The organism is Vandammella animalimorsus (genome assembly GCF_002285285.1).
In the GTDB taxonomy this organism is placed as follows: Bacteria; Pseudomonadota; Gammaproteobacteria; order Burkholderiales; family Burkholderiaceae_C; genus Lampropedia; species Lampropedia animalimorsus.
Genome location: NZ_NSJF01000002.1, coordinates 178,022 through 194,223 on the forward strand (window position 1 = coordinate 178,022; position 16,202 = coordinate 194,223).

16 protein-coding genes are annotated in these 16,202 nt (G+C 65.5%); 9 read left to right on the top strand and 7 right to left on the bottom strand.

Annotated elements, in window-relative coordinates; all coding sequences use genetic code 11:
- Window positions 1–2: 2 nt before the first annotated feature.
- Window positions 3–224 (bottom strand): zinc-finger domain-containing protein, encoded by a 222-nt coding sequence (locus CK620_RS04160; RefSeq protein ID WP_095542218.1) that lies wholly within the window; start codon window positions 222–224, stop codon window positions 3–5.
- A 418-nt stretch (window positions 225–642) separates the two neighbouring features.
- Between CK620_RS04160 and CK620_RS04165 the strand changes: the two genes are divergently transcribed.
- The 5 genes from CK620_RS04165 to lnt all read left to right on the top strand — a co-directional run bounded on the left by CK620_RS04165 (window position 643) and on the right by lnt (window position 7,057).
- A complete protein-coding gene (locus tag CK620_RS04165) occupies window positions 643–1,962 on the top strand; it encodes a branched-chain amino acid ABC transporter substrate-binding protein (RefSeq protein ID WP_095549247.1) in 1,320 nt (439 codons plus the stop codon).
- A gap of 186 nt (window positions 1,963–2,148) precedes the next feature.
- Window positions 2,149–2,982: a class I SAM-dependent methyltransferase gene (locus tag CK620_RS04170; RefSeq protein ID WP_179290572.1), complete on the top strand. Its 834-nt coding sequence runs from the start codon at window positions 2,149–2,151 to the stop codon at window positions 2,980–2,982.
- Window positions 2,983–3,400: 418 nt separating this feature from the next.
- On the top strand, window positions 3,401–4,138 hold the full coding sequence (locus tag CK620_RS04175) for a GNAT family N-acetyltransferase (RefSeq protein ID WP_095549249.1): 738 nt from the start codon (window positions 3,401–3,403) through the stop codon (window positions 4,136–4,138).
- 181 nt (window positions 4,139–4,319) lie between these two features.
- Entirely contained in the window at window positions 4,320–5,192 is an 873-nt protein-coding gene (locus CK620_RS04180) for an HlyC/CorC family transporter (protein WP_095549250.1), read from the top strand.
- Between the two features lie 230 nt (window positions 5,193–5,422).
- Entirely contained in the window at window positions 5,423–7,057 is a 1,635-nt protein-coding gene (lnt, locus tag CK620_RS04185; protein WP_238946010.1) for an apolipoprotein N-acyltransferase, read from the top strand.
- A 39-nt stretch (window positions 7,058–7,096) separates the two neighbouring features.
- Here lnt and pmbA read toward each other — a convergent pair whose 3' ends face one another.
- Entirely contained in the window at window positions 7,097–8,512 is a 1,416-nt protein-coding gene (gene pmbA, locus CK620_RS04190) for a metalloprotease PmbA (RefSeq protein WP_095549577.1), read from the bottom strand.
- Between the two features lie 115 nt (window positions 8,513–8,627).
- Between pmbA and yjgA the strand changes: the two genes are divergently transcribed.
- A complete protein-coding gene (gene yjgA / locus CK620_RS04195; protein WP_095549578.1) occupies window positions 8,628–9,305 on the top strand; it encodes a ribosome biogenesis factor YjgA in 678 nt (225 codons plus the stop codon).
- On the opposite strand, the gene CK620_RS04200 is transcribed toward yjgA, so the two are convergent.
- Window positions 9,266–10,225: a DMT family transporter gene (locus CK620_RS04200; protein WP_095549252.1), complete on the bottom strand. Its 960-nt coding sequence runs from the start codon at window positions 10,223–10,225 to the stop codon at window positions 9,266–9,268. The two genes, yjgA and CK620_RS04200, sit on opposite strands and share 40 nt — an antisense overlap.
- 149 nt (window positions 10,226–10,374) lie before the next feature.
- Between CK620_RS04200 and CK620_RS04205 the strand changes: the two genes are divergently transcribed.
- Window positions 10,375–10,812 (top strand): Lrp/AsnC family transcriptional regulator, encoded by a 438-nt coding sequence (locus CK620_RS04205; protein ID WP_095549253.1) that lies wholly within the window; start codon window positions 10,375–10,377, stop codon window positions 10,810–10,812.
- Window positions 10,813–10,945: 133 nt separating this feature from the next.
- Here the strand turns inward: CK620_RS04205 and CK620_RS04210 are convergent, their stop codons facing one another.
- The 3 genes from CK620_RS04210 to CK620_RS04220 are packed head-to-tail and all read right to left on the bottom strand — an operon-like array spanning window position 10,946 to window position 12,830.
- Window positions 10,946–11,275, bottom strand: a complete 330-nt coding sequence (locus tag CK620_RS04210) for an AzlD domain-containing protein (protein WP_143325916.1) — start codon at window positions 11,273–11,275, stop codon at window positions 10,946–10,948.
- Window positions 11,262–12,167: an AzlC family ABC transporter permease gene (locus CK620_RS04215; RefSeq protein WP_143325918.1), complete on the bottom strand. Its 906-nt coding sequence runs from the start codon at window positions 12,165–12,167 to the stop codon at window positions 11,262–11,264. Before CK620_RS04215 ends, CK620_RS04210 begins: the two co-directional genes overlap by 14 nt.
- Window positions 12,168–12,212: 45 nt before the next feature.
- Window positions 12,213–12,830 carry a glutathione S-transferase family protein gene (locus CK620_RS04220; protein WP_095549256.1) on the bottom strand — a complete coding sequence of 206 codons (618 nt, stop codon included), beginning with the start codon at window positions 12,828–12,830 and terminating at the stop codon, window positions 12,213–12,215.
- Window positions 12,831–12,891: 61 nt separating this feature from the next.
- Here CK620_RS04220 and CK620_RS04225 point away from each other — a divergent pair, with 61 nt between their 5' ends.
- The gene (locus tag CK620_RS04225; RefSeq protein ID WP_238946011.1) at window positions 12,892–13,386 is read left to right on the top strand and encodes an HD domain-containing protein; all 495 of its coding nucleotides are present in this window, start codon (window positions 12,892–12,894) and stop codon (window positions 13,384–13,386) included.
- A 41-nt stretch (window positions 13,387–13,427) separates the two neighbouring features.
- Window positions 13,428–15,683 carry an exodeoxyribonuclease V subunit alpha gene (gene recD, locus CK620_RS04230; RefSeq protein ID WP_238946012.1) on the top strand — a complete coding sequence of 752 codons (2,256 nt, stop codon included), beginning with the start codon at window positions 13,428–13,430 and terminating at the stop codon, window positions 15,681–15,683.
- Window positions 15,684–15,722: 39 nt separating this feature from the next.
- On the opposite strand, the gene CK620_RS04235 is transcribed toward recD, so the two are convergent.
- The gene (locus tag CK620_RS04235; RefSeq protein WP_095549258.1) at window positions 15,723–16,157 is read right to left on the bottom strand and encodes a CopD family protein; all 435 of its coding nucleotides are present in this window, start codon (window positions 16,155–16,157) and stop codon (window positions 15,723–15,725) included.
- Window positions 16,158–16,202 lie beyond the last annotated feature (45 nt).

The following is a 16,202-nucleotide window of genomic DNA, read 5'->3' on the forward strand; positions in this document are numbered from 1 at the left end:
GCTCAATGGCCTCGGAACACTTCGCCTGCCTTGAGGTGGTAGTGCGTGCCGCAATAAGGGCAGCGCGCCTGGCCGGTGTGGGCGATGTCCAGGAAGACGCGCGGGTGGTGGTTCCACAGCGGCATGCCAGCCACCGGGCTGGGGCAGAACACACCGCCGTTTTCATTGAGGTCCTTGGCCAGCAATTCGACGCTGGAAGCAGTAGAGGAGGATGCGTGGCTCATAGAGGGGGTGGTCAGACAAAACAAAAAAGCCTGGGCAGTGCCCGGCGCAAACCGGATTTTATGCCGCGCCCTTGGGAAGGTCTTCATGAATCGCAGCGTCACTGCGCCTTGCAGCCCATCCCAATCTATGCGAGGCGATTTTGAGGGCAGCCCGCCAAATTCTGTTCAAAGCATGGCGGATTGGCCCAGTTCATCTGCAGTTTTGCCAATGCGTGGCGGCATGGCTGGAAATTTTGGCCCAGAGTGGCAATTTCAGCGTAGAAAGATGCTGCTTGCAGCATCTTTCTTTAATTCATTGAAAAATTCGGCAAAGTCCCCTCTTTTTCATTGCGTGAATGCACATGGAATGCTTTCAAATGAGCAAAAACGCCCAAGGATAATGCGCCATCTTGTCGAATGCTTTGCCAAAGGACACGCAATGACACAACAGATTTCCCCCCCGAAGTCCAACTCCCGGCGCTGGCTGTTGGGCGGCCTGCTCGCAGCCTGTGCGGCATGGCCTGCCTGGGCGCAGGCCGGCACTGCCGCAGAGCCCAAGGGCGAGCCCATCCGCCTGGCCCTGGTCGAAAGCCTCTCGGGCCCGTTTGCCAACACCGGCGAGGCGGTGTTTCGCAACCTGGCCTGGGCGGTCGAGCGCGTCAATGCCCGTGGCGGCGTGACCCTGCCTGAGCAGCAAGGCGGCAAGCGCCCGCTGCAGCTGTTGCGCTTTGACAGCAAGGGGCAGAGCGATGAGGCGCTGGCGGCGCTGCAGTCGGCGCGCGATGCCGGTGCGCAGTACGTGCTGCAGGGCAATTCCTCGGCCACGGCCGAGGCCATCCTCAACGCAGTGGAAAAGAACAACCAGCGCACTCCGCAGCAGCGCATGCTGTTTCTCAACTACTCGGCCGTCGATCCGGCGCTGACCAATGAAAAGTGCAGCTTTTGGCATTTCCGCTTCGATGCCCATGCCGACATGCGCATGAATGCGCTGATGGACGTGTTGCAGGCCGACACGGCGATCAAGAAGGTCTATCTGTTCGGTCAGGACTACAGCTTTGGCCACGCCGTGCTGCGCGAGGCGCGCCGCCAACTGGGCGAGCGCCGCCCGGACATCGAGATCGTGGCTGAGGAATACCACCCCGTGGGCCGCATCAAGGACTTCGCACCCTACGGCGCCAAGATCAAGGCCAGCGGCGCGCAGGCCGTGATCACCGGCAACTGGGGCAACGATTTGACGCTGTTCATCAAGGCCGCTGGCGAAGTGGGTTTTGACGGCAGTTTCTACACCTTCTACGGCAATGCATTGGGCGCGCCGGCGGCCATCGGTGATGCCGGCATCGGCAAGGTCATTGCCGTGGCCGACTGGCTGCCCAACAAGCCGGGCCAGGCCAGCCGCGCGTTCTATCAGTCCTTCCGTGAGCGCTTTCCCAAGCCCGCCGACGACTACGTGCACATGCGCATGCAGCTGCTGATCGAGGCGCTGGCCGCGGCGATGGAAAAGGCCGGCAGCACCGAGCCGGCGGCCGTGGCCCAGGCCCTGGAAGGCTTGCAGGTGGAACTGGCCGGCCAGGTCGGCCAGATGCGCGCGGGCGATCACCAGTTCCAGCAGCCGCTGGTCGTTGGGCGCATGCAGAAAGCCGGCAGCGAGGCCGTGCCCTTTGACGTCGAGGGCTCGGGCTATGGCTTCGAGGTCGTGCGAACCCTCACGCCCGAGCAGGCCCAGATGCCGCACCGCTGCAGCATGCAGCGGCCCCAGTAAAGGGGCAGTTTGGGCCGCACTTCGCAGCGGCCCCTCGCTTCGGGCATGAGCGAGCTCTGAGCGCGCCTTGTGGCCACCCAAACTCTGAGGGTAAGGCCGCATTGCCTGCCAGGCATGGGCCTGGGTATGCTGCCGCACAAGTCAGCATGGCTGGCTTGTCATTTGCGAAAGTAGCCCACGATGCCCATGCGCGTTCACCTCCAGGCCGTGCCCGAAACCATGCTGTGGACGCTGCACAACCGTGCCAGCGAATCGCTGCGCGATGATGCGTTTTTCCGCGACCCATATGCCGAGCGCATCTATGCGGCCATCGACTACCCGTTCGAGCGGCACTTCGGCCCGCCCGACTCCTCGCACGCGGCGCGGGCACAGGCCTTCGACGACGTCATCGGCGACTGGCTGCAAGAGTACCCGACAGGCACTGTGGTCGAGCTCGGCTGCGGCCTGGAGACGCAATGCTTGCGGTTGGACAACGGCCGGGCGCGCTGGCTGGCCATCGACACGCCCGAAGCCATCGCCCTGCGCGAGCATTTCATTGTCCCTGGCTCGCCGGCTGCGCCGCGTCTGGAGCATTGGCGCGGCGATGCCTGCAACCCGGCATGGATGGAGCTGGTGGATGCGCAGGAGCCCGTTTTCATCAGCGCCCAGGGCATGCTGATGTACCTGAGCGAGCAGCAGGTGCAGCGCCTGCTGCAGGCCGTGGCCGCGCGCTTTGGCGCTGGCGCTGCGCCGCTGCAGCTCATGTTCGACGTGGTGCCGCCCTGGGTGGCGGCCCTGACGCAAAGCCCCGGCGGGCTTTGGAAAACCAGCCATTATCGGGTGCCGGCCATGCGCTGGGGCATAGGCGCCAGCGCCTTGCCAGCGCAGATCAGGCAGTGGCTGGGCCCTGGGGCGCAGGTGCGCTGGATCGGCTACAGCCATTACCGCGCCTGGCCTGCCTGGTACCTGCAATGGCTGCGGGCCTGGCCCTGGGCCCGGGACAACATGCCGGGCATGGTGCATGTGACGCTGCACTCATAGGCGCTGCAGCGGCGCGGGTCTGGAGGCCCGGCCCGGGCAGTCTGCTGCGCGACACATTTTTGCTGCTGCTCAGGGCGCAGCGCCATCGCCAGCTGCGGGCTTCGTGCAGACTTGCCCTCCTGCCTTTGTGCTCGGTCGTAGCGTCTCTATTGCATCTGGCCTATGCCGATGCTCAGCGGCGCAAGCAACCGTTTTGCCCTGTCAACCAAAATGCGCGTCGTTGCATTGATCGGCCATGCGCCCTATATTGCATTTGATGCTCTTTGCATAGAGGGTTTTCCCGGCCATTCTTTGCAATGTGTTGCAGAAGCCGCTTGGGCAAGACGGCTTGAACGGGCTCTTGCCCACCGAGCAGGGACTTTGAATAGCCTTGCACCTGCGCCGCCCCATCCATTCACCCGACCTTTGTGTACCAGCCATGATCGACACGAAACAGTCCCCCCCCTCTTCGGCGGCTCCTGGCGATGCCAAGGAGCGGCGTGCGTTGCAGCCCCTGCACATACCGATTCGTGCGCTGGGGCCGACGCACCGCGAGCAAATCCTGGAGCATTTGCTCAGCCTGACCGAGCGCGACCGCTACTTGCGCTTTGGCTATCCAGCCTCGGATGCGCAGGTGCGCCGCTATGTGGAGGGGCTGGATTTCCAGCGTGATGAGATTTACGGCATCCACAACCGCAAGCTGGAGCTGATTGCCATGGCCCACCTGGCGTTCGACCCGCCCACGCCGGGCAAGCCGCGCGCGGCGGAGTTTGGCGTGTCGGTGCTGAGCAAGTACCGCGGGCGCAGCCTGGGCGCCAAACTCTACGACCGCGCCATGATGCATGCGCGCAATGAGGGGGTGGAGACCATGTACATCCATGCCCTCAGTGAAAACGCGCCCATGCTGAAGATTGCGCGCAATGCAGGCGCGACAGTGCACCGAGAGGGCAGCGAATCCGAGGCCTATTTGAAGCTGCCCAAGCCCAATCTGAACTCGCGCCTGACAGAGGCATTCGAGGATCAAATCGGCGAATTTGATTACCGCATGAAGGTGCAGGCCTACCAGTTCCAGTCCTTTCTGGACAACCTCTGGGGCATGGGTATGCACCGTAAGCCCGAGGCCCGGCCTGCGCCTGATCAGGAGCCAGACGCCGCGCCAGCGCAGAAGCAGGATTGAAGGCGCATGGCGCAGCAGTGCGACGGCCCCGGCAGCCAATGGCAGCCGGGGTCGCCCTTGCATTGACCTGTAGCGGCGCAGGGCGCGTGGCTGCAGCCGGCTTGGTTGGTCGCTCTTGGGCGACTTCGGCTATGCTTGCGCCCTGTGTCCAACCATCGCCCCTTGCGGGTGCATTGCTTTCGTGACGTCCGACCACGCCCCCGCGCGCGCCAACGAAAAAGAAGAAAAGCGCAGTCTGCGCCAGCGCATCGCCCAATTGCTCTATCCGCCGCCGGCTACGCCGCAGGCCTTGATCGACACCATTGCCGCTGCAGAAGAGCAAGACACCATCAAGCCCGAGGTGCGCATCATGCTCGAGCGCGTCATCCGCATGGAGTCCATGACTGCCGCCGACGCCATGGTGGCCGCCTCGCGCATGGACATGCTGGATGTGGATGCGCCCTATGAAGAGCTGCTGGCCACGGTGATTCGCACCGCGCACTCGCGCTTTCCAGTCTATGAAGGCTCGCGCGAGAACATCATCGGCGTGCTGCTGGCCAAGAACCTGCTCAAGCTGCAGCGCGCGCCCGAGCTGAACATCCGCTCGCTGCTGCGCGCGCCGCTGCTGCTGCCCGAGACCAAGCGCCTCAACGATCTGCTGCGCGAGTTCCGCCTGCATCGCAACCACATGGCCATCCTGGTCGATGAGTTCGGGCGCACTTCCGGGCTGATCACCATCGAGGATGTGCTGGAGGAAATCGTCGGCGAGATCGAGGATGAGTTCGATGAGCCCGAAGATCTGGGCGAAATCTACGCGCTGGCCAATGGCAGCTGGCGCGTGCGCGGCGACACGCCCATCGGCAAGGTGCAGGAGTACTTTGAAGTCACGCTGCCTGAGGCCGATACGCAGGACGAGCTCGAAACCATCGGCGGGCTGGTGGCGCACGTGCTGGGCCATGTGCCGGCGCGTGGCGAGAGCGTGACGCTGGCCAGCCTGCATTTCGACGTGCTGCACGCCAAGGGCGGCGCCATCCGCTGGTTCCGTGTCACGCGTCCGGCGCCACCGCAAGAGTGAGGCCCTGCGGGCAGCTGCAGCTGCCCGCAAGCGGCCAGGCTCGCCTTGATGGGGATGACACGCCGCCTTGCGGCGCGGCCATGGGCAGCGCACGTGCCCGAAATTGCCTGCATCGCCCGCCCTGCGCCGTTTGCAGTGCGGTGACGATATGGCATTGCACTCTGCCAGGCCCGCTACCATTGAGCGCAATCTGCCGCAGTGGCGGCTTTCCACCCTCTTTTGCACCATCCATGTTGCGCTTGCTCCGACCCGACCGCCTGGCGGCTTTTTTCTTTCTGCCCCTGTTGGGCGCCTTGCAGGCCTGGGCCCTGGCCGATGCCCAGGGGCAGCCCAATTGGTGGGCCCAGCTGCTGGCCCTGGGGGGCTTTTTCCTGTTCCTTGATGGCAGTCGCAGCCCTTGGCAGGCCGCCTGGCGCGGCTGGTGGTTTGCTGCTTGCTGGTTGGCTGCGGCGTTCGCGTGGCTGTACACCTCGATGCACGTCTTCGGCGGCCTGCCTGCGCCGCTGGCCGTGGCCGGCGTGGCGGCGCTGGCCGGGGCGCTGGCGCTGTATTACGGCGTGGCCGCCGTGCTGTATTGGTATGCGCGCGTGCATGGCTACCTGGGCAGTGCCGTGGTGTTTGCCGCCTGCTGGACGCTGGCCGAGCTGGCCCGTGGTCAGTGGCTGACGGGCTTTCCCTGGGGGGCCATTGGCTATGCCCATGTCGATGGCCCGTTGGCGCCACTGGCGCGCTGGGTGGGCGTGTACGGCATCGGCGCCGTGGCGGCGCTGGCTGCGGCACTGCTCGGTCTGTCGCTGGCGGCTGTACCTGGTTATATCTTTGGGCGCTTCATCCATGTGGCGCGCCTGCCGGTGTCCGCGCCGCGGCTGCTCTCGCCGCTGCTGTGGCTGGGGGCGCTGACCGCAGGCCTGCATTACGGCGGCCAGTGGCAGGCGGCGCAGTGGGCCCAGGCCGATGCGGCGCTGGCCCAGCGCCCGCCGGTGCGGCTGGCGCTGCTGCAGGGCAATATCCCGATTGCCGAGAAGTTCGACCCCAGCACCGGCGTCATGGATTCGCTCAACTGGTACGGGCGCCAGTTTCTGGAGCGCAAGGAGTCGCTGGTCATCGCGCCGGAGACCGCCATCCCGGTGCTGGAGCGGGATTTGCCCAGCAGCTACCTGGAGGTCGTCACCGCGCCCTACCGCAGCGGCCAGCAGGCCTTGCTCACAGGGTTGCCGCTGGGTGATGCGGCCTCGGGCTATACCAACTCGGTGGCGGGCATTCGCCCTGGCGAGCCGGACTACGTCTACAGCAAGTCGCACCTGGTGCCGTTTGGCGAATTCGTGCCGCCAATGTTCCAGTGGTTCAACGACCTGATGAACATCCCGCTGGACAGCTTCAGCCGCGGCCTGCCGGTGCAGCCGTCATTTGCCTGGCAGGGCGAGCGCTTCGCGCCCAACATCTGTTATGAGGATTTGTTCGGCGAGGAGCTGGCGCGGCGCTTTGCCGACCCATCCCAGGCCCCCACCGTGCTGGTCAACTTCAGCAACATCGGCTGGTTTGGCGATGGCGTGGTGATCGACCAGCACCTGCACATCAGCCGCATGCGCGCGCTGGAGCTCGAACGCCCCATGGTGCGCGCCACCAATACCGGCGCCACGGCCATCATCGATCATCGCGGCCAGGTGCAGGCCAGGGCCGAGCGCGCCAGCGTGCAGGTGCTCAGTGGCCAGGTGCGCGGCGTGGGCCAGGCCGGCGAGGCCGACAGCATCACCCCTTATGCGCGCTGGGCCGGCCACGCCGGCCTGTGGCCGCTGTGGGGCTTGGCGCTGTGCACGCTGCTGCTGGTGCCGATCGTGATGCGCCGCCTGCCGCGCATGGCCTGATGCGGCGCGGTGCTGGCATTGGGGGCATTTCAGGGGCGCTCAGCCGCCGGCGACTGTCATGCGGTTGATCAGCACCGAGCCGCAGGTCTTGGCTCCATAGGTATAGGCATCGGCGCCCACGGCCTCGATGTCCATGAACATGTCCTTGAGGTTGCCGGCGATGGTGATCTCCTGCACCGGAAAGGCGATCTGGCCGTTCTCAACCCAGAAGCCGCTGGCGCCGCGCGAATAATCGCCAGTCACGCCGTTGACGCCCTGGCCCATCAGCTCGATGACGAACAATCCAGTGCCCAGCTTTTGCAGCATGGCCGGCAGGTCGTCGCAGGACTGCGTTTGGGTTGAGTTCAGGCACAGATTGTGCGAGCCGCCGGCATTGCCGGTGCTGCGCATGCCCAGCTTGCGCGCCGTGTAGCTGCTGAGGAAATAGCCTTGCACGCGGCCATCGCGCACCACGTGGCGCGGCGCCACGCGCACGCCTTCGGCATCGAAGGGCGCACTGCCCTTGCCGCCGAGCAGAAAGGGGTTTTCCTCGATCTCGATGTGCTCGGGGAAGACCTGTTGGCCCAGCGAATCGGGCAAGAAGCTGCTCTGGCGGTACAGCGCCGCGCCGCTGATGGCCTGCGTGAAGGCCCCCAGCAGGCCAGCGGCCAGCGGCGCCTCGAACAGCACTGGGCATTGCCGCGTGGCGATGCGGCGGCTGCCCAAGCGCGAGAGCGCGCGCTCGGCCGCATAGCGGCCAATGCGCTCGGGCGAGGCCAGGCGCCGCGCGTTGCGCATCGAGCTGTACCAATAATCGCGCTGCATGTTCGCGCCCTTGCCCGCAATCGGCGCCACCGACAGGCTGTGGCGTGAGCTGGCGTAGCCGCCTTCGAAGCCATTGGTGTGCGCGGCATAGAAATGCCCATGCTGGGCCGAGACGCTGGCGCCCTCGCTGTTGGTGATCTGGCGGCTGGTCTGGAAAGCGGCCTGCTCGCAGCGCAGCGCCAGTGCGGCGGCGGCCTCGCTGTCGATCATCCAGGGGTGACAAAGATCCAGCTCCAAATGCGTGCCTGGCGCAGCAATATCGGCCGCATCGGCCAGGCCCGCGTGCGGATCCTCGGCCGTGTGGCGGGCAATGTCGTAGGCTGCCTGCACCGTCTGCGCCACGGCCGCAGCGGAGAAATCGCAGGTGCTGGCATTGCCTCGGCGCTGTCCGATGAACACTGTGACGCCCAGCGACTTGTCGCGGTTGCGCTCCACCGTCTCCAGCTCGCCCTGGCGCACGCTGACAGAAAGGCCGGAGCCTTCGGAAACCTCGGCCGCTGCGGCCGTGGCGCCGAGCTTCTTGGCCTCAGCCAGCGCCTGATGCGCCAAGGCCTGGAATTGCTCGCGGGTGTAGGAAAAGAGCTGCTCGGGCTGCGCCTGAGGGGCCGCAGCGCGCGCGCGGGGAGGGCGGTTTCGGGAGACTGGCTTCATGATGGCCGGTATGATACTTGCGGCCGCCCAGAGGCGGCCCATTCCATTTTCCATGGCCGCTGTCATCGTGCAGACCTTCCCTGGCCCTGAGCGGGCCAGGCGCCCATTCCAACCCATGCAGAGAAAATCCCCACGCGGTTATTTCGTGCGCGGCCACTTTGTTGCCGCAGGCAGCGAAGAGGACCAGCAATTCAAGGCCGAACTCAAAGGCCGCGAAGTCAGCAAAAGCGACAAAAAGCGCGAAAGCCATGAGCTGCAGGCCTTGGGCGAAGCCCTGCTGGGGCTGCGCAGCGAGCTGTTTGCCCGGCTGAGCCTGCCTGATGCGCTGTGCGAAGCCCTGCAGGAGGCGCGGCGCATCAGCGACTTCGAAGGACGGCGCCGCCAGATGCAATACGTGGGCAAGCTCATGCGCCGGCTGGATGCCGCCGAGATCGACGCCATCCGCGCCGCGCTGGACATCCAGAAAAGCGGCAGCGCCGAAGAAAAGCAGGCCCTGCACGAAGCCGAGCAATGGCGCGAGCGCCTGCTGGCCGACGACCAGGCCCTCACCCAATGGCTGCAGCAATACCCGGCTGGTGACGTGCAGCAACTGCGCAGCCTGATCCGCCAGGCCCGCAAGGAAAGTCCAGTGGCCACCGCCGCCGAGACCTCTCAGGGCAAGGCGCCGCGCAAAGGCAAGGCCTATCGCGAGCTGTTCCAGTGGATCGACCGCGCCCGCCGCGCCCAGGCCGAGCAGGCCGAAGATCAGCGCCACTACCGCGAGGACGATGGCGATGGAGAGGGCGAGGCCTGATTCTGCATGGTGCCTTGGCTTGCAGCCCAACGTCGCTGGGGCCAGCGCCAGCCCAGCACCATGCCCGCCGCCCCCAGCAGCACCAGCGCCCCGCCCAGCCACTGCAGAGGGCCGGGCCACTGGCCAAAAGCCCAGACATCAACCGCCAGCGCCACCAGCGGGTAGAGGAACGACAGCGCCCCGGTCAAATACGTGGGCAAGCGTTGAATGGCCCCATACAGCAGGATGTACATCAACCCCGTGTGCACCACGCCCAAAGCAACCAGCCAGGGCCAGCTGCCTGCCGCCACGGCCCCGGCCTGCGGCATGGCGGGCCACAGCAGCGCCACGCCCACCACGGTGTGCATCAGGCTGAGCAACTGTGGCGGCATGCCGCGCAAGCGCTTGGCGATAAAGGCCGCCAGCGCATAGAAAAAAGCCGCGCCCAGCGCCATCGCCACCCCGGCCAGATAAGCGCCATCCGCCCCGCCGGGCCGGGCCTGCGCCACCAGCGCCACCCCGCCAAAAGACAGCAGCAGCCACAGCCAGCGCGCCAGCCCCGGCCGCTCGCCCAGCAGCAGCGCCCCCAGGGCCACCAGCATGAACGGCTGCGTGTTGTAGACCACCGTCGCCACCGAAATCGACGTGCGCCCATAGGCGCCAAACAGCAGCAGCCAATTGAGCACGATGGCCACGCCAGCGCAGGCCGCCAGCGCCAGCTGCCGCGCCCCCGGCCAGGCTGTGCGGCGCAACTGCCCTAGCGCCAGGCACACCGGCAGCAGCGTCAGCGCGCCAAACAGGCAGCGCCAGAACACCACCTCCGCCACCGGCCGGCCCGAGGACACCACCATCCAGCCAATGGTGCCGGAGATCGTCATCGCCGCCGCCATCTCCAGCCCGCCGCGCCATGGCGCCTGCTGCCCCGTCTCTGCGTTGTTCATTTGCCTTGCCGCCTTGCTGCCTGTTGCCGTGTGAATGCATTTGTACAAAGCCAGGCAATGTATCGGTCAGGCCGCCCATTCAACAGCCATCATCAAAGGCAAATGGCAAGATAATCATTCGAAAAAAAGGTAAATCTACAGAAAAACCGATGATGCTCGACGACACCGACCGCCAACTGCTCCACTTGCTGCAAGCCGATGCGCGCCTGCCCATCAAAACCCTGGCTGTACAAGTGGGCCTGTCCGCCCCGGCCACAGCCGAGCGGCTGCGCAAGCTGCAAGATCGCGGCGTGATCCGCGCCTTCACCGTGCAGGTCGAGCCGCGCGCGCTGGGCTACACGCTGCAGGCCATGGTGCGCATCAAGCCCTTGCCCGGCCAGCTCAAGGCGGTGGAAAAACTGCTGCAAACCATCCCCGAGCTGGTTGAATGCGACAAAGTCACCGGCGAGGACGGCTTCATCGCCCGCCTGCACCTGCGCTCCATCGAACACCTGGACCACATCCTCGAGCGCATCGCCCACCTGGCCGAAACCCACTCGGCCATCGTCAAATCGCAGCCGGTGGCGCGGCGCCTGCCGGCGTTTTGATGGCTGGCAGCGCAGGCTCAGCCACCGGGCGCCAGCGCCCACTCATGGCGCATGGAGCCGCGCTGGCTGAACGCCGCGTACCAGGCCGAGCTGGGGGTATTGCCCGCGCCAGCAAAAGGTTGACGCGATTCAATCAGGCGAAAAGCTGGAACACGGCATAGGTGGACAAGCCAAGCAAAAACGAAAGGTATGGCTTGACCCCTTGAATGGAGAGGAATAACGCGCCGCCCGATCCAAGAATTAGTCCGGCATTTGCTGTGGATTTCAGGCTCATTTCTGAAATGATATTGACCAGAATGACTGTCAGAAGAATGGCCGCAGCATACCGGCTCAGTCGCTCAATGAATTTTCGATAAGGGATTTTCAGAGAGTTGATGTTGAGGGATAGGGGAATAATTCGGCAAGCCAATGAAATCGCTGCGCATACTGCGACATAAGGCCATATTGAGTTATGATCGATCATAAGAGTATGTGAGTAAAATAGTGCCAATCAGTGAAAGAGTTAAATTGGTTGCGCCCCATAAGACGATTTGCAATGCCCCAATGCTGCCGGATATCAATATGGCAAACAGGATGTTTCGGTCCAGCAGCATTTTTCCTATCTGTGAGAATAGAAAAATGATCAGTGCGCTGGCGGCATGCATGCTGAGGCTGTCGCCAAAGTGCGCCCCGATGGTGAAACCCACCACCGTGCCCAGCAATGCTGCTCCATAAAGTGAAAAACAAACGGCATTGGTGTATTGCGGCGTAACCTTGAAGGAGGCTTGCTGCCGTAAGGAAATCAATGTGTAGGCAGCATTGGCCATCACCATCAATGCCGGGACATGCCGATGAATTGGCCCGGATAGCTGATTTTTGATTGACAAGGTGAATGCCACGAATCTCAGGTTTGCGCTCAAGGCAGCGACTGCTATGCCTGCGATGGTCAATGATTCGAGTGAGGTTTTCAGCAGTGTGAGTTGCAAAGGCTCTGACATGATGGATCCGGTCATGAATGCCAGCGCCAAACCATTAAAACCCATCTCTCGCCCAAGAACGCCAAACATGACAAAAGATATGAAGATGGAGAAGAAAAATGGGGCGGCGTCCGCTAGACCAGTCCAAAATTCTTGGTGTCTTCGCTTGAAGTTTGGCATCTTGTGGGTTGGTGGAGGCCTGATTGAAGAATATGTGCGATTGAATGACTGGCAGATTGGATTGTATGCGGAGGATTGATTCGTGAGCAGGCCTTGTGATGATGTGCTCTGTTTTGCTGGTTTATGGGATATTGCCATTGGCTCAATGCCTGATTTTGAATGGCAGAGAAGCAATTGCCATGAATATTGCCCCATTCCATTATTGTGCAGCAATGTCAATTGAGCCCATTCCCATCAAATCTCCCAGCGTGGCCCAAGGCAGGCTCAGCCACCGGGCGCCAGCGCCCACTCATGGCGCATGGAGCCGCGCTGGCTGAACGCCGCGTACCAGGCTGCCAGCCGGGGGTATTGCCCGCGCCAGCCGTATGCGGCAAACCGCAGATCCAGATACCACAGCACGCAGGCCAGCGTGATCGTGCCGATGTCCACGCGCTGCGCCAGCTGCGCCGCCTGGGGCTCCAAGTGGGCCAGGCCGCTGCGCACCTTGTCCAGCTGCGCGGCGCGCCAGTCTGACCACTGATAGGCCGCAGGCCGCGCCACCTCCTCGTATCGGGCCAGCAGGCAGGCTTCGAGCATGCCGTCGCCCAGGGCCTGCAGCGTCAGGGCCTGCATGCGCGGCCCCAGCTGGCAAGGGAAGATCTCCCCCTGGGCCAGCGCATTGAGGTACTCGCAGATCACGCGGCTGTCGTAGAGCACCTGCTGCTCATCGGTATAGAAGGTCGGCACCTTGCCCAAGGGGTTGATCGCCACCAGCGCCTGCGAGCGCTGCACGGGATGGGCATTGGATGGCAGCAGCTCGATGCGCTCGTGCAGGCCCAGCTCCCAGGCCGTGATCAGGCATTTGCGCACAAAGGGCGAATAGGGCGAGAAGAAGATTTGCATGGTGCTCCTGGAATCGGCAGGCGTGGCGGCACAATCGGTATTTTGACTGGCAGATGCAGCGATGACTTTTGCGACGAACGATGGTCGGGGCGGTGTGGCCAATGGCGCGCCTCTGGGCCCCCTGGAGCAGGCCATTGTTCTGGCCGTAAAAGCCCATGCCGGGCAGTGCGACAGTGATGGCTCGCCCTATGTGCTGCATCCGCTGCGGGTGATGGCGCGTCTGGGGGCGGGCGCCAGTGCCGAGCAGCGCATGGCAGCGGTGTTGCACGATGTGTTGGAGCAAACGCCGCTGACGGAGCAGGATTTGCTGCAACAGGGTTTTGCGCCGCAGGTGGTGCAGGCCGTGCGCGTGCTCACACGCCCTGATTGGGAGTCGCGCCTGGCGGCAACGCAGCGCGCTGCGGCCGATCCGATTGCACGCGCCGTCAAGCGCGCCGACATCCTGGACAACATGGACTGGGCGCGCATCCCCGATCCCCAGCCCGAGGACCATGCCCGCATGGCCGAATACCGCCAGGCGCTGGCCTGGCTGGACGCGCATGAGCGCGATGCCTGATGTCTCCTGCCCACGCTCCATCTTTTGCCCGATGCCGCGCCATGCCCAGCCCCAGTGATTTGCCCCGTCCCGCCCACCCCGCCAGCCTGGCCCAGTTGTGGCAATGGGCCGAGGCCGGCTGGCTGCGCCGGCTGGACGCGGCGTTTGCGCAATGGGTGTTGGAGCAGGACAGCGCCTGCCACGCCAGCCTGCCCTACGTCGTGGCCCTGCTGTGTGCGCTGGAAGGGCGTGGCCACAGTTGCCTGCAGCTCGAAGGCCTGGCCCAGGCCGTGCCGGGCTGGCTGGATTGGTCGGCCCTGGGCGATGATGCCCAGGCCCTGGCAGCACACCAGGCATTGCAGCAGCTGTGCGCGCAACTGCCCGCCGACGCCACCCATTGGCTGGCGGTGCTGGACAGCCCGTTGATCGAGCGCGTGCAGGCCGATGCGTTGGTGCAAGCAGCCGCCAAAGCCGGCGAGCCGACGGCCGCTGCCGCTGCCGATACCGCGCCGCCGCTGGTGCTGCACATGCAGGGCCAGCGGCCGCTGCGCCTGTACCTGCGCCGCTACCACGATTACGAATGCGGCGTGGCCAGCGCATTGCTGGCACGGGCGCGACCCTGGCCTTGGCCGCATCCCCATGCGCATGGGGATGCAGGCGGCGCGGCGGTGGCTGAGGATGGCCCGGCCCATGCGGCCTGGCAGGCGCAGCTGGCGCAGGTGCTAGGGCGCTTGTTTCCGGGCGCGGCGGCTGCGCCGGGGCTGGATTGGCAGCAGATTGCCTGCGCCCTGGCCTTGCGCCAGCGCGTGAGCGTCATCACCGGTGGCCCGGGCACGGGCAAAACCTACACCGCCGCACGGCTGATGGCTGCGGTGCTGGCCATGGCGCCGCAGCCGGCGGCGCTGCGCATCCGGCTGGCAGCCCCAACGGGCAAGGCCGCTGCGCGGCTGAGTGAGTCCCTGCAGGCGGCCTTGCACACCGTGTTCAGCGATGCGCAGGTCGCGCCGCCGCTGCGCCAGGCGCTGGCGGCCATTCCGGCCGCGCGCACGCTGCACTCGCTGCTGGGCGCGCAGCCGGGCACGCGCCGACTGCGTCACCATGCGGGCAACCGGCTGGCGCTCGATTGGCTGATCGTCGATGAAGCCTCGATGGTGGACCTGCAGATGATGGCGGCCCTGCTGCAGGCCCTGCCCGAGCAGGCCCATCTGGTGCTGCTGGGCGACAAGGACCAGCTCGACTCGGTGGAGGCCGGGGCCGTGCTGGGCGATCTGTGCCGCGATGCGGCCAGTGGCCGCTACAGCCAGGCCACGGCCGAGCACATCGCCCGCACCACGGGCCAGGCGCTGCCGCAGCCGCTGCTGGCCACAGCGGCCGCGCCGCCGCTGGCGCAAACCATCGCCATGCTGCGCGAAAGTCGCCGCTTTGGCGGCAGCATTGGCCAGCTGGCACAGGCCGTGCAGCAAGGCGATGCGCAGGCCATGGCGCGGGCCATGGCCGCGCTGCAGGCACAGCCTGAGGCGCAGCGCAGTGTGCATTGGCGGGAAGAGGCCACACTGGCCGATGCTCGGCGCGTGATCTGGCCAGAGGAGGAGACTGCGCCCGGCTACGCGGCGCTGGCCAGGTTGCTGCGCGCCGCCCCCCCTGCGGGCGATGAGGCCGCGCACCAGCGCTGGGTGGCCCAGCTCCTGCAGGCGCTGGGCCGTTTTCGCATTCTGTGCGCCACGCGCGCTGGCGCTTGGGGCGTAGACGGCATGAACGCGCTGGTGCTGGAGCTGCTGCGCAGCGCTGGCCTGGCGGTCAAGGCGCAGGGCTGGTTCGCTGGCCGGGTCGTCATGGTCACACGCAACGATGCCCATCTGGGCGTGTTCAATGGCGATATCGGCATGGCGCTGCCAGGGCCACAGCCGGGCGCAGCGCTGCGCGTGTACCTGGCCGATGGCCAGGCGCTCTCACCCCAGGCCGGCGCGCAGGCTGCGCCAGCCAGCGCCAGCGCCGGCGCGGCGGCCATCCGCTCCGTGGCCACCAGCCGCCTGCAGCATGTGGAGACGGCATTTGCCATGACGGTGCACAAAAGCCAGGGCTCGGAGTTCGAGCACGTGCTGCTGGCCCTGCCTGGCCATGCCAGCCCGCTGCTGACGCGCGAGCTGCTCTACACCGGCCTGACGCGCGCGCGCCAGCGGCTGAGCTACCTCAGCCCCGGCAAAGGCATCTGGCAGCAGGCCATGGCCCAGCGCACCCGCCGCACCAGCGGGCTGGCGGCCTTGCTGCACGATGGCCCGGATCAATCCGCAAATGCGCGCGGCGCGGTGGTGCGTTAGGCCCTAGTGGCCGACCGTGCAGAGACTTTGCACAGGCCCTTAAAACGGCTTGACCACCACCAGCACCACGATGGCGGCAAACAGCAGCACCGAGACCTCATTGAACCAGCGGTACCAGGTGTGCGAGCGCCGGCTTTGGTCCTGCACCATCTTGCGCAGCAGCACGCCGCAGCCGTGGTGGTAGCCCAGGGCCAGGGCGACCAGCGCCAGCTTGGCGTGCAGCCAGCCGTTGCCTGGGCCGCGGCCTATGCCCTCGGCCAGCCACAGCCACAGGCCCAGGGCGATGGCGGGGATGGCCAGCAGCGCGGCAAAACGCAGCAGGCGCTGCGCCATGCCGATGAGGCGCTGGCGCTCGGCGTGTGATTCCGGCGGCACCTGCGCCAGATTCACGAGGATGCGCGGCAGGTAGAACAGGCCGGCAAACCAGGCGCTGACGAAGACGATGTGAAAGGCTTTGGTCCAGAGGTATGACATGGTGGGGCGGGGCAGTTGTGGGGCAAGGCGGCCGGGCGCAGCTTC

Coding starts and splice junctions, on each gene's coding strand:
- CK620_RS04160 (WP_095542218.1), bottom strand. CDS start 224: ATGAGCCACGCATCCTCCTCTACTGCTTCCAGCGTCGAATTGCTGGCC.
- CK620_RS04165 (WP_095549247.1), top strand. CDS start 643: ATGACACAACAGATTTCCCCCCCGAAGTCCAACTCCCGGCGCTGGCTG.
- CK620_RS04170 (WP_179290572.1), top strand. CDS start 2,149: ATGCGCGTTCACCTCCAGGCCGTGCCCGAAACCATGCTGTGGACGCTG.
- CK620_RS04175 (WP_095549249.1), top strand. CDS start 3,401: ATGATCGACACGAAACAGTCCCCCCCCTCTTCGGCGGCTCCTGGCGAT.
- lnt (WP_238946010.1), top strand. CDS start 5,423: ATGTTGCGCTTGCTCCGACCCGACCGCCTGGCGGCTTTTTTCTTTCTG.
- pmbA (WP_095549577.1), bottom strand. CDS start 8,512: ATGAAGCCAGTCTCCCGAAACCGCCCTCCCCGCGCGCGCGCTGCGGCC.
- yjgA (WP_095549578.1), top strand. CDS start 8,628: ATGCAGAGAAAATCCCCACGCGGTTATTTCGTGCGCGGCCACTTTGTT.
- CK620_RS04200 (WP_095549252.1), bottom strand. CDS start 10,225: ATGAACAACGCAGAGACGGGGCAGCAGGCGCCATGGCGCGGCGGGCTG.
- CK620_RS04205 (WP_095549253.1), top strand. CDS start 10,375: ATGATGCTCGACGACACCGACCGCCAACTGCTCCACTTGCTGCAAGCC.
- CK620_RS04210 (WP_143325916.1), bottom strand. CDS start 11,275: ATGATCGATCATAACTCAATATGGCCTTATGTCGCAGTATGCGCAGCG.
- CK620_RS04220 (WP_095549256.1), bottom strand. CDS start 12,830: ATGCAAATCTTCTTCTCGCCCTATTCGCCCTTTGTGCGCAAATGCCTG.
- CK620_RS04225 (WP_238946011.1), top strand. CDS start 12,892: ATGACTTTTGCGACGAACGATGGTCGGGGCGGTGTGGCCAATGGCGCG.
- recD (WP_238946012.1), top strand. CDS start 13,428: ATGCCCAGCCCCAGTGATTTGCCCCGTCCCGCCCACCCCGCCAGCCTG.
- CK620_RS04235 (WP_095549258.1), bottom strand. CDS start 16,157: ATGTCATACCTCTGGACCAAAGCCTTTCACATCGTCTTCGTCAGCGCC.